We start from the raw sequence: 13,053 nt of genomic DNA, 5'->3' as shown, positions 1-13,053 counted from the left end.
GGCGGACAAACCAGGGTATTAGCCGCAGAACCCCGGCCGTGTGCCGGGAACCGCCTCCACCGCCCCCGGCCGTATGTCGGGAACCGCCTCCACCGCCCCCGGCCGTGTGCCGGGAACCGCCTCCACCGCCCCCGCCCGCCGTCCCGCCCGCCCGCCACGCGCGCGCCGCCAGGTGAAGGCTTCGGCGGCGGCGGGAGACGCGGACGGTAGGGTGACGACCCGCCGGACCCCGGGCCGAGGACGTGCTGTCGACACGGCCGGCGGGCGACCACCGGCACGACGAGGAACCGGGCCAGCCCCGGACCAGCGGGGAAGGCCGGGAGCGAGCAGTGGCAGGAAGCGCGGCGAGGCTGTGGCAGACGCTGTTCACCACGCACCCGGCCCGGACGACCGTCGTGTCCTTCGCCGCCGTCATCCTCGGCGGCACGCTCCTGCTGACCCTGCCCGTGTCGTCCGCCGACTCCGGCGCGACCGGCCTGGTGCCGGCGCTGTTCACCGCCACCTCCGCGGTGTGCGTCACCGGCCTCACCGTGGTGGACACGGGCACGTACTGGAGTGGTTTCGGCCAGGGCGTGATCCTGGCGCTGATCCAGGTGGGCGGCTTCGGGATCATGACCATGGCGTCGCTGCTCGCGCTGCTGGTGTCCGGGAAGCTGCGGCTGCGCATGCAGCTGACGGCGGCGGCGGAGACCAAGAGCCTGGCCATCGGCGACGTGCGGCGGGTGCTGCTCGGGGTCGCCGGGACGACGGCCGCCGTCGAGCTGGCCGTCTGGGCGGTGCTGGCGCTGCGCTTCCGGTTCGGCTACGCCATGCCGATCGGTGACGCCGTCTACCACGGCTTCTTCCACTCCGTGTCGGCGTTCAACAACGCCGGCTTCGCCCTCCAGCCGGACAGCCTCACCCGCTACGCCACGGACCCGCTGGTGACGCTGCCCATAGCGGTGGCCGTGGTGCTGGGCGGCATCGGCTTCCCCGTCCTGCTCGAACTGCTGCGGCACCGCACCCGGCGGCGCACGGCCGGACGGCGCGGCTGGTCGCTGCACACCAAGCTCACCGTCGTCACGGCGGCGGGCCTGCTGGCGACCGGTACCGTGCTGACCTGCCTCCTGGAATGGGGGAACCCCGGTACGCTCGGCCGGTTCAGCTGGGAGGACAAGCTGCTCAACGGCTTCGTGCACTCCGTCATGACCCGCAGCGGCGGCTTCAACGCCATCGACATCGGCGCGCTGGAGAACGCGACGCTGCTGATGACCTGCGCGCTGATGTTCATCGGCGGCGGCAGCGCGGGCACGGCGGGCGGCATCAAGGTCACCACCTTCGCGGTGCTGGCCGCCGCGATGCTCGCCGAGGTGCGCGGCGAGCCCAACTCCACGATCATGGGCCGCCGCCTCGCCCCGCACGCCCTGCGCCAGGCCCTCACCGTGGCCCTGCTCGGCGTCGGTTTCGTCATCGCCGCGGCCCTGGCCCTCATGACGGTGGTGAAGGCGCCGTTCGAGGTGGTGCTGTTCGAAGCGGTGTCGGCGTTCGGCGTGAACGGGCTGTCCGCGGGCGTCAGCGCGCAGCTGCCGGTGCCGGGCCAGCTGATCGCCATCCTCCTGATGTTCGTGGGCCGCCTCGGCCCCGTCACGCTGGTCTCCGCCCTCGCCCTGCGCGAGCGCACCCGCCGCTACGAGCTGCCGGAGGAGCGCCCCATCATCGGCTGACGCCCCACCAGGCCCCGGCACGGCGCCGACGCCTTCACCGCCGGGGCCCTGGCCCTTCCGTGTGGACCCGCCGCCGGTCCCCCGGGCGGGCCGACCGCCGCCGGGGCCCGCCGCCGGTTCCCCGGGGTGGGCCGACCGCCGGCGGGGCCCGCCTGCCGCCACGGGCCCACCTGCCGCTACAGCCCCACCTGCCACGCGAACGGCGGCAGTTCGGCGGCGCGGCAGTAGACGTCCACCGCCCAGGGCAGCAGTGCCGCCATCGGGTGCAGCCGAGCCCCCTGGAGGCTGGCCAACTGCCGCGCGCTGTGCCGCACGCAGCCCGTGATCTCCGTACCGTCCGCCGTCACGACCGTCACCGCCGTGAGGGGGCCCTCGCACGCCGTCGGGTCCTTGTCGTCCGCCGCCGCGCACCGGCACCCCGCCCCGTGGCCGCGGTTCACGTTCCGGTCACCCATGTCACTCCCTCGGCCGCAACCGACTCCACACCCGGGGTACCCCCAACGGGGCGGCCGCGGCCCGGGCTTGACCGCATCGGGGGCAGCTGTTTCCCGTCCGCTTACCCTCGCCCGCCCGCGCCGCCCGCCGCCCGCCGCGCGCGTCCCGCGATCCGAGTCACCGGTGCCCGGCGGGCCGGTCGGGCCGCCGCGCCCGCCTGTGGCGGCATGGGCCGACTCGGGGGGAGTGCTTTGGGAAGGTGGGGGCATGAGCGGCTACGGAACCGGCCCGGCAGGCGGGGCGTCGACGTGGTCTCCCGCGGTCCCGGAGCCGACCTCGGGAGACGCCGGAGGCTCGTGTGACTGAGTTCCTGACCGGGCAGTGGCCGCTGGGCTGGAGCCTCGCGGTCTTCGCCGTGGCCACGGCTGTGACGGTCGTGTGCAGTGTGCGCCTCGCCGCGCTCGGAGACGCCCTCGCCGATCGGACGGGCTGGGGCGAGGCGCTGTTCGGAGCCGTGCTGTTCGGCCTGGTCACCTCGCTCTCCGGGATCGTGATGACCGCGGTGAGCGCGGGGCTGGACCAGCCCCGGCTCGCGTACGGGAACGCCGTGGGCGGGATCGCCGCGCAGACCGTCGCCATCGCCGTCGCGGACGCCTTCCTGCGCGGGGTGAACCTGGAGCACGCCGCCGCCTCCGTCAAGAACATGCTGTTCGGCTGCCTGCTCATCGGACTGCTGGGCATCTCCGTCATGGCGTCCCTCGGGCCCGACGCCAGCGTGGCGGGAGTGCATCCCGCGTCGCTGGCGATGGTGGCGTTCTACCTCGGCGGCCTGCGCCTGATCCGGGGGCAGGAGCAGCCGCTGTGGCGGGCGGTCGCCACCCGCGACACGGTGCCCGACGTCCCCGCCGAGGACTCGCCGGAGGCAGACGTACGAACCTCCGGCCTCTGGTGGAGGTTCGCGCTGCTGGCCGGTCTGGTCGTCGTCGGCGGCTGGGCGGTGGCGCGGGCGGCGGACGGCATCCTGGATCACACCGACCTCAGCGCGGGGTTCGTCGGGGCGGTGCTCATGGGCCTGGTGAACGCGCTGCCGGAGACCGTGACCTCGATCGCCGCCGTGCGGCGGGGCGCCGTGACGCTGGCGATCGCCGCCGTCGTCGGAGGCAACTGCCTGGACGCCCTGAACCTCGTGGTCGGCGACGTCTTCTACCGGGGCGGCTCGCTCTACCACGAAGCCGCGCCCCAGGAGCTGTTCCTGACGACCAGTGCGATCGTGATGACGGCGGTCCTGCTGGGCGGGCTGCTGCTGCGGCAGAAGACCGGGTGGCTCCGTGTCGGCTTCGACGGGATCCTGCTGGTCGTGCTGTACCTCGGCACGGTCGCCGTCCTCACGTTCTGAGCCGGCCCGGCCCTGCGGCGGCCCTTGCCGCGACGGCCCCGCCGGCAGCAGCGCCCGGGGCCGTACGGCGTCGGCGGCGCGAACCCGGGGCCGGCCGGTCACCGGCTCCCGCGCGGACCGCCGAACCCGTGCGGACCGGCCCACGCGCCACCGGCTCCCGTGCGGACCGGCCCACGTGCGGACCGGGCGCCAGGACGACCGGCGCCAGGACGACCGGCGCCAGGACGGTCGGGCCCCGGGACGGCCGGGGCCCGGGACGGCCGGGCCCCGCTGTGCGAGGGGGCCGGAGCCGCCCTCAGCCCGTACGGGCGGGCGGCCCGGCCCGGCGGGTTCCCGCGGCGGCGCGGGAACCCGCCGGAATCAGCCCTCGTCGCCCTCGTCGTCGCCTTCGAAGAAGTCGCCGACCTCGTCGACGACCTCGGCCGCGACGAGGCCGCCCGCGACACCGACGGCGAGGCCGGCGGCGCCGGCGGCGATGGCCGTGCCCATGCCGGGCCCGGACCGGTGGCCGTGGTGGTCATCGTGCCCGTGGTGCCCGTGGTGGTCGCTCTTGTGGGCGTACGGGTCGCCGTGGCCGTACGCGCCCTGCGAGCCGTACACCGCGTGGCCGCCGTGGCCGCCGTGACCGCCCCGGTCGACGAGGCTGCGCACCCAGCTCTCGACCGTGCTGTTCCAGTCGGTGTGGGCCACGTCGTCGTGGTGGACGGTGAAGCGGTTGAGGGCGTCGTGGCCGCCGGAGAAGAAGCCGCCGCGCTTGTCGGCTTCCACGACGACCTCCATCCCGGCGGGGTTGGCGAGGAACGTGACCTCGATCTCGTTGACCTGGTGCGCGTACTGCGGCGCGGGGGTCATCTCGATCTCCTGGTAGAACGGCAGCTGCTGGCCGGTGCCGCGGATGTGCCCGTATTCGAGGTCGGCGGACCGGAAGCCGAAGCCGAGCTGCCCGAACGCCTCCAGGACGGCTTCCTGCACCGGCAGGGGACCCACGGCGAGCGGGTCCAGGTCGCCCTTGTCCTTGGCGCCGGCCACGCCCAGCTCGGTGCGCACGCCCAGGACGATGCCGAGGGGCTGCCCGTGCAGTTCGTTGACGGGCGTCTCCCACGGCAGCGTGACGCTGAAGGGGATGCTGCGCTGCTCGCCCTCGGCGAGGCGGAAGCCGCCGGCGACGGTGTAGCGCTCGAAGGCCACGGTGCCTTCGGTCTCGCCTTCGTCGTGTTCGGCTTCCACTCGGGCGACGAGTTCCAGGGTGATGTGCTCGACGTCGAAGTCGGCGCTGCCGCCCTTGAGGTGGACCTCGCCGGTGAGGGCGCCGCCCGGCCGGACCGCTCCGGGCGTGAGGACCGTGTCCACCGAGGGGCCGCCGATGCCGATCGACCCGAGCAGTCGCTTGAACACCATCGTGGCGTCCACTCCTTCATGTTGCGCGTTGCCGTACGGAGAGGGGGCCGCCGCCGGTACCGGCGGCGGCCCCTGAGGGGTGTGCTACTTGGCCGCGTCGAGGGCGGCGAGCGCCTGGGCCCAGCGGACGTACTTGAGCTTGGCGAAGTCGGCCACCGTCTTCACGCCGAAGGCCTGGTCCAGGAGCTCGCCGTCCTTCTCGGAGACGCCCTTCAGCGCGTCCACGGGTGCGGCGAGGATCTCCGGCAGGCTCTTGTCCGCCCACGCCTTGTCCAGCACCTTGTCGAGATCTATCGAAGCCACGAAGCCCCTCCCACAGGTCATGGAGCGGTCCGGAGCGACGCCAACGGGCCTGTGAGAAAAGCCGTCTGACGCTCCGTGCCGCCTTTCGTCTACACGTATGTAGAAGCATAGGCCCGGACGCACTCCCATGGGGGCAGCCCGGGGTGAACGGACGGTGTATGGCACGGATCCGGCCACCGGCCGCAGGGCCACCCCCTTGCGCGGGCGGGGTGCGGCGACGCGCCGAGCGCACGCCGTGCGGCGCCTCCGCGGCCGCGCCCCACGTGCCGGAAGGCGCGTGCGGGACGCCGTGTCGGGGGCGCCGCGCCCGGGGCGCAGGATCCGAGGCGGTACGGCGGGGCCGGGCCGCACGGGAGCCGCACCCCGCCGCGGGCCTCGGATGGGCGGCGGCCCCCGCCGGCACCCGGCAGCGCCCGGCGGACCTCCGGCAGTACCCGGCAGCGCTCAGTGGCCCCCGCCGCCCCCGGCAGCGCGCGCCCGGCAGTACCCAGCGGCGCCCGGCACCGGTCCCCGGCGGGCGCGGGCCCGAGGTCCCGGGCGCGGGGCCCCGTCGCCGTCCCGGCTGCCCCGACGCGGCGGTCGCCGCCGTACGGACGGGCGGCCGCGGGTCCCTGCCCGGAGTACCGGGTGCGCCCGTGCCGGGTGTGTGGGGGAGGGCTGCCGGGGAACACAAGGGAGGGTCGACGCGTTCTCTACACAGGCGTAGATCAACGAGTCGACGGCTCTTCCCGGATGCTTTGCCACCCCTTTACCATGGGTGGGCCGGGACGCCCGTCCCGCCGCCAACCGCACACGAGGACCGCCCGCCGGCGGTCCTCCGCACTGAGAAGGAGCAGCAGACCCGCAATGGGTGAACCTCCCAGTACCGGCCGTGCCGCATCCCGATCGCTCGTGAGGGGACGGGGGGTGGCACGGTGACCGAAGTACTCCTGCTGCTTCTCGCTCTCGCGCTCACCCTGGCCTGCGCCGTCTTCGTCGCGGCTGAGTTCTCGCTGACCACGGTGGAGCGCGGTGATCTCGAACGCGCCGCCGAGGCGGGCGAGCGCGGAGCCGGAAGCGCGCTCAAGGCCGTACGGCGCCTCACCTTCCAGCTGTCCGGCGCCCAGCTCGGCATCACCGTGACGTCGCTGGTCATCGGCATGCTCGCCGAGCCGTCCGTGTCCGTGCTGCTGCGGGGGCCGCTGGAGGCCGCGGGCCTGCCCGGCGCCGCCGTGTCGTCCGTGGCGACCTTCCTGGGCGTCGCCGCCTCCACGGTCGTGCTGATGGTCATCGGCGAGCTGGTGCCGAAGAACTGGGCGATCTCCCGGCCGCTGGCCGTGGCCAAGGTCGTCGCGACGCCGCAGCGCGGCTTCACGGCGGCGTTCGGGCCGCTGATCCACCACCTGAACAACACGGCGAACCGTATCGTCCGCCGCTTCGGCCTGGAACCGGCCGAGGAGCTCGCCTCCGCCCGCACACCGGAGGAGCTGGTCGCGCTCGCGAAGCACTCCGCCCGGGAGGGCGCCATCGAGGCGGACTCCGCGGAGCTGTTCGTGCGGACCCTGCACCTGGGCGAGCTGACCGCCGAGAACGTCATGACGCCCCGCGTCGACGTCAAGGCGCTGGAGGTCCACGCGACGGCGGCCGACGCCGCGAACCTCACCCTGGCCACCGGCCTGTCCCGGTTCCCCGTCTACCGCGACTCCCTCGACGAGGTCGTGGGCACCGTCCACATCCGCGACGTCCTGGCCCTCGACGAGGACAAGCGGCGCCTGACGCCGATCGCCGACCTCGCCACGACACCGCTGCTCGTCCCGCATTCCCTCCCGGTCGACAAGCTGCTGGGCCGGCTGCGCGAGGCGCGCACCATGGCCGTGGTCATCGACGAGTACGGCGGCACCGCCGGCGTCGCCACGGTCGAGGACATCGTGGAGGAGGTCGTCGGCGAGGTCCGCGACGAGCACGACCCGCACGAGACCCCCGACCTCGCCGAGAGCGAGCCCGCCGCCGACGGCCGCCGCGTCTGGCACGCCGACGGCAGCATCCGCCTCGACCAGCTGAGGGAGATCGGCTTCACCGCCCCCGACGGCCCGTACGAGACGCTGGCCGGCCTGGTCGCCACCCGCCTGGAGCGCATCCCCACCGTGACCGACCGCCTGGACATCGACGGCTGGCAGCTCGCCGTGCTGCACGTCGAGCACCACCGCGCCGACCGCGTGCGCGTCACCGGCCCGGCCCCCGAGGCCGCCGAGCCGGTCGCGGCGCTGAGCCAGGAGGCCGTCCGATGACCACCCTCCAGCTGCTGATCGGCGCGCTCACCCTCCTCACGAACGCGTTCTTCGTCGGCGCCGAGTTCGCCCTGATCTCCGTGCGCCGCAGCCAGATCGAGCCGGCCGCCCTCAAGGGCAACCGCCGGGCCCGGACCACCCTGTGGGGTCTGGAGCACCTGTCGGCGATGATGGCGACCGCCCAGCTCGGCATCACCGTCTCCTCCCTGATCCTGGGCGCCGTGGCCGAGCCGGCCATCGCGCACCTGCTGGAACCGCCGTTCCAGGCCGCCGGGGTGCCGGAGGGGCTCATCCACCCCATCGCGTTCGTCATCGCCCTGACCCTGGCGACCTACCTGCACATGCTGGTCGGCGAGATGGTCCCGAAGAACATCGCCCTGGCCGCACCCGCGCCCACGGCCCTGCTCCTCGGCCCGCCGCTCGTCGCCCTGACCCGCGCCCTGCGCCCGGCCATCTTCGGCATCAACGCCTTCGCCAACGCGATCCTGCGCCTGATGAAGGTCGAGCCGAAGGACGAGGTGGCCTCGGTCTACACCGACGACGAGCTGGTCCGCCTGGTGAAGGACTCCAGCGAGGCGGGCCTGCTCGACCCGGAGGACGGCGACCGGCTGCGCGACGCGCTCGAACTGGGCACCCGCCCGGTCGGCGAGGTCATGGTGCCGCTGAACCGCATGGTGACCGTGGGCCACGGGACCACGCCGCAGGAGCTGGAGCGCGCCGCTGCGGTCCACGGCTTCTCCCGCCTGCCGGTCACCGGACCGGGCGGGACGATCCTCGGCTACCTCCACATCAAGGACGCCCTGGGCGCCGCCGACCGCACGAAGCCGTTCCCGCGCAGCACGCTGCACCCGGTCACCAAGGTCGCCCTGGACACCCCGCTGGACGACACCATGACCGCGATGCGCGCGGCCGGCACCCACCTCGCGGCGGTCACCGGCAACAAGGGCACGGTCATCGGTTTCGTCACCATGGAGGACGTCCTGGAGGAGCTGGTGGGGCCCACCCCCGGCACCGTCTCCGCGACCTGACCCGCGTCCCCCGGCGCCCCGTCGCCGGGGGACGCCCCGGTCAGCCCCGCCGCTCCGGGGCCGCTCCGGGGCCGCTCCCGGGCACCCCGAGGCCGCGCCGCCCCGCAGCGGCCCCTCCCGCAAGCCTGCGCCGCACGCTCACTGAGGCCCGCCGCGCAGGCGGCGCCGCATGTTCGCTGGGGCCCGCCGCGCAGGCCCGCGCCGCCCCGCAGCGGCCCCCACCCTCACACTCGTGCCGCACGCCCACTTGGGCCCGCCGCGCTTGACCGGTCCGCAGGACGCGTCAGGCGGCCCCGTCCGCAGGCACGTGCCGACGGCCCGGGTGGGGCCGCCTCCACGCCGTGGTCCCGCAGGCAGTGCCTCCAGACCGCCGGGGCAGCCCCCGGGTACGACCGTGTCGTGCAGACGGGCGAAGGCCGAACGGGTGGTCTGTGTCTGCGGGATGGGCGGGGCACCGGAAGCAGCCGTGACCTCGCGGCACCCGCGACCGCCGTGCCGGCCCGGCGGAGCGGGCGGGCAGGGCGCCCGCCCGCTGCCCGCGCCGGACGGGTGTCAGAGGTCGATGCGGTGCCCCGCGGCGGCGTCGTCGGGCCCGCCGTAGCGCAGCACCACGTGGGCCGGGCGGAACGGGAGCGCGCGCAGTTCCGGCTCCATCACCCGGTACAGCGCGTCCGCGTCGGGCCCGTAGGCGTAGATCGCGACTTCGCCGCCGCCGAACTCGTCGCCGTCGACCTCGCCGACACCGGCGGCCGCGACCGCGTCGCCCATCGACCGCTCGGCCTCGAAGACCGACTGCCACTGGCCGGAGTCACCGAAACCGTCCCCGCCCAGGTGGAACCGGGCTATCACGGCGTGCTCCTGCGGTGCCTCCGGCACGTCGCACAGTACGTCCTGCATGACGGCACCCTCTCACCCGCCACCGACAGCCGGGGCGCCGCAGCTCCCCGACGGCGAGCGTCCCGGTGCGCCGCGCCCGCCGTCAGCCGCAGCAGGAGCAGCCGGTGCGGCAGCCGCAGGCGTCCGTACGGGGACCCGGGTCGGCGACCGGGACGACGGGCGCGACGGGTACGGCCGGGGTGTCGGCCGCGGCGGGTCCGACCGGCGCGGCGGGTACGGCCGGCGCGGCCGGGGCGGCCCGCGGGTGCGGGACGGCGGGTGCGCAGCAGCCCTTGCCCCGCCAGGCGTCGCGGCCCTCCTTGGCGGCGACGGCGGCGATGGCGAGAGCGGCGAGGGGGTCGGCCCAGGACCAGCCGAGGGTGGCGTTGAGGACCAGCCCGACGAGGAGCACGGCGGACAGGTAGGTGCACAGCAGGGTCTGCCGGGAGTCGGCCACGGCGCTGGCGGAGCCCAGTGCGCGCCCGGCCCTGCGCTGGGCGAGGGAGAGGAACGGCATGACCGCCAGCGACAGCGCGGCGAGGACGATGCCCGGGACGGAGCGGTCGGCTTCCGCGGTGCCGGCGAGCGCGCGGACGGCGTCCACGGCGACGTACGCGGCGAGTGCGAAGAAGGAGACCGCGATCACCCGCAGGGCGCGCTGCTCGCGTGCCTGGCGCGCGGCGTGGTCGGGGGCCGAGAACTGCCAGGCGACCGCGGCGGCGGAGGACACCTCGATGACGGAGTCGAGCCCGAAGCCGATCAGGGCGGTGGAGGAGGCGATCGTGCCGGCGGTGAGGGCGACGACGGCCTCGACGGCGTTGTAGGCGATCGTGGCGGCGACCAGCAGGCGTATGCGCCGGGTCAGGGCGTCGCGCCGCGCCGTGGCCGCGTCGAGGGGAGCGGGCGTCTGCGCGGCCATGGTCAGCAGCAGCCCTTCTCGTCCGCGTCCGGGCAGGTCAGGTCGGTGGCGACGGCGACCACGGCGGTGCGCAGATCGTCCAGGGCGTGGCCGAGGCGCGCGTCGGCGAGTTCGTAGCGGGTGCGGCGGCCCTCCGGGACGGCGACGACGAGGCCGCAGTCCCGCAGGCACGCCAGCTGGTTGGACAGCCGGGTACGGGAGATCCCGAGCCGGTCGGCCAGGTCGGAGGGGTAGGCGGGGGCCTCGCGCAGCGCCAGCAGGACGCGGCAGCGGATCGGGTCGGCCAGGGCCCGCCCGAAGCGGGTGAGGGCGTCGAGATCGGTGGCGAGGGTCAGCATGGGCGCCACAGTACACGGAGTGGTGAATTCATGGAACCATGAACCAAGTGGGTCGCCCCGCGGCGGGGCGCGACGACGGCCGCTCCCACCGCGCGCCCGCCCGCGGCGGGCGCGACGGCCCCGCCGCCGGACCGTCCGGGCGGGTCGGCCGCCGCCACGGGGTCGGCAGGGCAGGGCGGCTGCCGCCGCCACCGGGCCTCGGACAGGAGGCGGGGCGGCCTCCTGCGGGACCGAGTGCCCACCTGCGCAAGGGAGTTGCCGGGCCTACACTGCCGGGCATGGCATGCCGCATCAGTGAGCTGGTCATCGACTGCGCCGATCCCGAGCGGCTCGCCGCCTTCTGGGGCGAGGTGCTCGGCTACGTCGAACTCGGCCGGGAGGACGACGGCAGCATCGAGATCGGACCACCCGACACGGGCTTCGGCGGCGCCCTGCCCGTCCTGGTCCTCAGCCCGAGCGACGCCCCGCGGGCCGGGAAACTGCCCCTGCATCTCGACGTCAGCCCCACCGACCGCAGCCAGCAGGCCGAGTTGGAGCGACTGCTCGCGGCCGGCGCCCGGCCCGTCGACGTCGGGCAGACCGGAGAAGAGTCCTGGCACGTCCTGGCCGACCCGGAGGGCAACGAATTCTGCCTCCTCCGCGCCCGGATCCTGCCCCTCTGACCGCTCGCCGCGGTTCGCCGCAGGGGCCGTTCACCGCAGGGGCCGTTCGCCGGCCGGCTGCCCGGTGGCAGCCGGGCGCGGGACGCGGCCGCCGGTGGCCGGCTGCCGGGGCGTACCCGCCGGTGGCCGGCTGCCGGGGCGCGTCCCGGCGGTGACCGGCGGGGCGCTCAGCGCTTGGCGTGCCGGCCGCGCCGCGCCGGGGCCGGCTCGACCGGGGCCGGCCCGTGGAGGACCTCGTCCCCGCCCGCCTTGGCCTTGCGGGAGCCGGACCGCGCCCGGAGGACCTCGACGACCACGGGGACGATGGAGAGCAGGACGATGCCGATGAGGATCGCCTCGATGTGCTCCCGCACGAAGGCGATCTTCCCGAGGGAGGCGCCGAGGCAGGTGACGCCGACGCCCCACAGGACACCGCCGACGATGTTGTACGTGACGAATGTGCGGTAGTTCATACCGCTCACGCCCGCGATGATCGGCGTGAACGTCCGGACGATCGGTACGAACCGGCACAGGACCAGGGATTTCGGCCCGTGCTTCTCGAAGAACTCGTGGGCCTTCTGGACGTTCTCCTGCTTGAAGAAGCGGGAGTCCGGCCGGTTGAAGATGCTCGGCCCCACCTTGCGGCCGAACATGTAGCCGGCCTGGTCGCCGAGGACGGCCGCGATCACGATGAGCGTGCAGGTGAGCCAGAGAGGGGTGTCGAGGACGCCGGTGGTGACCAGCAGCCCCGTGGTGAACAGCAGCGAGTCACCGGGCAGGAAGAAGCCGATGAGCAGGCCCGATTCGGCGAAGACGATCGCCAGGACTCCGTAGAGGCCGAACTCGTTGATCAGGAAGTCAGGGTCCAGCCAGCTCGGGCCGAGCGCGAGCGTCGAGAAAGAGGTGTTCACGGACTGAAGGCTCCTGCGGGGCGGTGGACGCGGTCGGTCCACAGACGGTGTGAACAAGCTACCAACGGGGTGAAAGACCCGCCGGGCCCGCCGGAAGTTCCCCGCACACCTCCTCGTACCCGTCACCGACAGGCGGCGGGTACGATCCGGACTGGTGGGCCGCAGGCTTCCTGCAGGGGCGGCCCCGGTCCGAAGAAGGTGATCTTCATGGGTGCTTTCAGTGTGTCCCACCTCCTGATCGTGCTGGCCGTCGCCGTCCTGCTGTTCGGCAGTGCGAAGCTGCCGGAGATGGCGCGAGCCCTCGGCAAGTCCGCGCGCATCCTCAAGAGCGAGGCCGCGGCCATGAAGAACGACGGTGCCGCCGGCACGGAGCCGGCGCTTCCCCCGTCCCAGAAGACCGCCTGATTCCGCAGCCGGCCGACGCCGCGCCCGGTCACCGAGCCTCCCGCACACCTCCGGCACCGCACGGTCCCGAACCGGCTGACCCTTGGCTCCCGGCCGCGGCGCAGGCGTCCGCGGGGCGGCCCGTCCGGATCCCACCGCAGGACCCGGGCACCGCGCCCTACCCGGGAAGCCTCACTTCCACGGGTCGCTGAACGACCGGCCGGGCACCGGCTTGGCGATCAGCGCCACGGGGATGAAGAAGCCGACCCGGCCGATCGCGAGCATCAGTGCGGCGAGCGCCTTGGCCTCGTCGTGCTCGGCCGCCTGCGCACACGGCTCGTCGGTGACCCTTCCCCCGGCTGCGGACGGCTGCGGCACGGCTTCCACCAGTGCCGGCGCGGCAGCAGCGGAGCCCCCCGACTCGGTCAGGGGGCTCTGTCAGGGCGCTCGGCCA

Annotated in this window: 14 protein-coding genes; 6 read left to right on the top strand and 8 right to left on the bottom strand. The window is 74.6% G+C overall.

Going from position 1 to position 13,053, the window contains the following annotated elements; all coding sequences use genetic code 11:
* Positions 1-329: 329 nt before the first annotated feature.
* Entirely contained in the window at positions 330-1,703 is a 1,374-nt protein-coding gene (locus L6E17_RS18635; RefSeq protein ID WP_236241885.1) for a TrkH family potassium uptake protein, read from the top strand.
* Positions 1,704-1,879: 176 nt separating this feature from the next.
* Here the strand turns inward: L6E17_RS18635 and L6E17_RS18630 are convergent, their stop codons facing one another.
* The gene (locus L6E17_RS18630) at positions 1,880-2,158 is read right to left on the bottom strand and encodes a hypothetical protein (RefSeq protein ID WP_236241884.1); all 279 of its coding nucleotides are present in this window, start codon (positions 2,156-2,158) and stop codon (positions 1,880-1,882) included.
* Positions 2,159-2,496: 338 nt separating this feature from the next.
* Between L6E17_RS18630 and L6E17_RS18625 the strand changes: the two genes are divergently transcribed.
* Positions 2,497-3,534, top strand: coding sequence for a sodium:calcium antiporter (locus L6E17_RS18625; protein ID WP_236241883.1), 1,038 nt, complete (start codon positions 2,497-2,499; stop codon positions 3,532-3,534).
* A gap of 360 nt (positions 3,535-3,894) precedes the next feature.
* Here the strand turns inward: L6E17_RS18625 and L6E17_RS18620 are convergent, their stop codons facing one another.
* Positions 3,895-4,932, bottom strand: coding sequence for a sporulation protein (locus L6E17_RS18620; RefSeq protein ID WP_236241882.1), 1,038 nt, complete (start codon positions 4,930-4,932; stop codon positions 3,895-3,897).
* A gap of 84 nt (positions 4,933-5,016) precedes the next feature.
* Positions 5,017-5,235 (bottom strand): hypothetical protein, encoded by a 219-nt coding sequence (locus L6E17_RS18615; protein WP_236241881.1) that lies wholly within the window; start codon positions 5,233-5,235, stop codon positions 5,017-5,019.
* 914 nt (positions 5,236-6,149) lie between these two features.
* Here L6E17_RS18615 and L6E17_RS18610 point away from each other — a divergent pair.
* Both L6E17_RS18610 and L6E17_RS18605 read left to right on the top strand, forming a co-directional pair.
* Positions 6,150-7,502 carry a hemolysin family protein gene (locus L6E17_RS18610; protein ID WP_236241880.1) on the top strand — a complete coding sequence of 451 codons (1,353 nt, stop codon included), beginning with the start codon at positions 6,150-6,152 and terminating at the stop codon, positions 7,500-7,502.
* Positions 7,499-8,530: a hemolysin family protein gene (locus tag L6E17_RS18605; RefSeq protein ID WP_236241879.1), complete on the top strand. Its 1,032-nt coding sequence runs from the start codon at positions 7,499-7,501 to the stop codon at positions 8,528-8,530. The genes L6E17_RS18610 and L6E17_RS18605 overlap by 4 nt, the downstream gene beginning before the upstream one ends.
* A gap of 552 nt (positions 8,531-9,082) precedes the next feature.
* Here the strand turns inward: L6E17_RS18605 and L6E17_RS18600 are convergent.
* The 3 genes from L6E17_RS18600 to L6E17_RS18590 form a co-directional block, all read right to left on the bottom strand.
* Positions 9,083-9,427 (bottom strand): hypothetical protein, encoded by a 345-nt coding sequence (locus L6E17_RS18600; RefSeq protein WP_236241878.1) that lies wholly within the window; start codon positions 9,425-9,427, stop codon positions 9,083-9,085.
* An 82-nt stretch (positions 9,428-9,509) separates the two neighbouring features.
* On the bottom strand, positions 9,510-10,325 hold the full coding sequence (locus L6E17_RS18595) for a cation transporter (protein ID WP_236241877.1): 816 nt from the start codon (positions 10,323-10,325) through the stop codon (positions 9,510-9,512).
* A 2-nt stretch (positions 10,326-10,327) separates the two neighbouring features.
* Positions 10,328-10,663, bottom strand: coding sequence for a helix-turn-helix transcriptional regulator (locus tag L6E17_RS18590; protein WP_236241876.1), 336 nt, complete (start codon positions 10,661-10,663; stop codon positions 10,328-10,330).
* A gap of 278 nt (positions 10,664-10,941) precedes the next feature.
* Here L6E17_RS18590 and L6E17_RS18585 point away from each other — a divergent pair, with 278 nt between their 5' ends.
* Positions 10,942-11,325: a VOC family protein gene (locus L6E17_RS18585; protein WP_236241875.1), complete on the top strand. Its 384-nt coding sequence runs from the start codon at positions 10,942-10,944 to the stop codon at positions 11,323-11,325.
* Positions 11,326-11,492: 167 nt separating this feature from the next.
* Here the strand turns inward: L6E17_RS18585 and L6E17_RS18580 are convergent, their stop codons facing one another.
* Positions 11,493-12,215: a DedA family protein gene (locus L6E17_RS18580; protein ID WP_236241874.1), complete on the bottom strand. Its 723-nt coding sequence runs from the start codon at positions 12,213-12,215 to the stop codon at positions 11,493-11,495.
* 207 nt (positions 12,216-12,422) lie between these two features.
* Between L6E17_RS18580 and tatA the strand changes: the two genes are divergently transcribed.
* A complete protein-coding gene (gene tatA, locus L6E17_RS18575; RefSeq protein ID WP_374109086.1) occupies positions 12,423-12,620 on the top strand; it encodes a Sec-independent protein translocase subunit TatA in 198 nt (65 codons plus the stop codon).
* Between the two features lie 171 nt (positions 12,621-12,791).
* On the opposite strand, the gene L6E17_RS18570 is transcribed toward tatA, so the two are convergent.
* A complete protein-coding gene (locus L6E17_RS18570) occupies positions 12,792-12,977 on the bottom strand; it encodes a hypothetical protein (protein ID WP_236241873.1) in 186 nt (61 codons plus the stop codon).
* Positions 12,978-13,053 lie beyond the last annotated feature (76 nt).

The sequence above is a fragment of the Streptomyces sp. CC228A genome, from assembly GCF_021390935.1.
In the GTDB taxonomy this organism is placed as follows: Bacteria; Actinomycetota; Actinomycetes; order Streptomycetales; family Streptomycetaceae; genus Streptomyces.
This window is presented reverse-complemented; position numbering and strand designations above follow the sequence as displayed.

Coding starts and splice junctions, on each gene's coding strand:
- L6E17_RS18630 (WP_236241884.1), bottom strand. CDS start 2,158: ATGGGTGACCGGAACGTGAACCGCGGCCACGGGGCGGGGTGCCGGTGC.
- L6E17_RS18620 (WP_236241882.1), bottom strand. CDS start 4,932: ATGGTGTTCAAGCGACTGCTCGGGTCGATCGGCATCGGCGGCCCCTCG.
- L6E17_RS18605 (WP_236241879.1), top strand. CDS start 7,499: ATGACCACCCTCCAGCTGCTGATCGGCGCGCTCACCCTCCTCACGAAC.
- L6E17_RS18600 (WP_236241878.1), bottom strand. CDS start 9,427: ATGCAGGACGTACTGTGCGACGTGCCGGAGGCACCGCAGGAGCACGCC.
- L6E17_RS18595 (WP_236241877.1), bottom strand. CDS start 10,325: ATGGCCGCGCAGACGCCCGCTCCCCTCGACGCGGCCACGGCGCGGCGC.
- L6E17_RS18590 (WP_236241876.1), bottom strand. CDS start 10,663: ATGCTGACCCTCGCCACCGATCTCGACGCCCTCACCCGCTTCGGGCGG.
- L6E17_RS18585 (WP_236241875.1), top strand. CDS start 10,942: ATGGCATGCCGCATCAGTGAGCTGGTCATCGACTGCGCCGATCCCGAG.
- tatA (WP_374109086.1), top strand. CDS start 12,423: ATGGGTGCTTTCAGTGTGTCCCACCTCCTGATCGTGCTGGCCGTCGCC.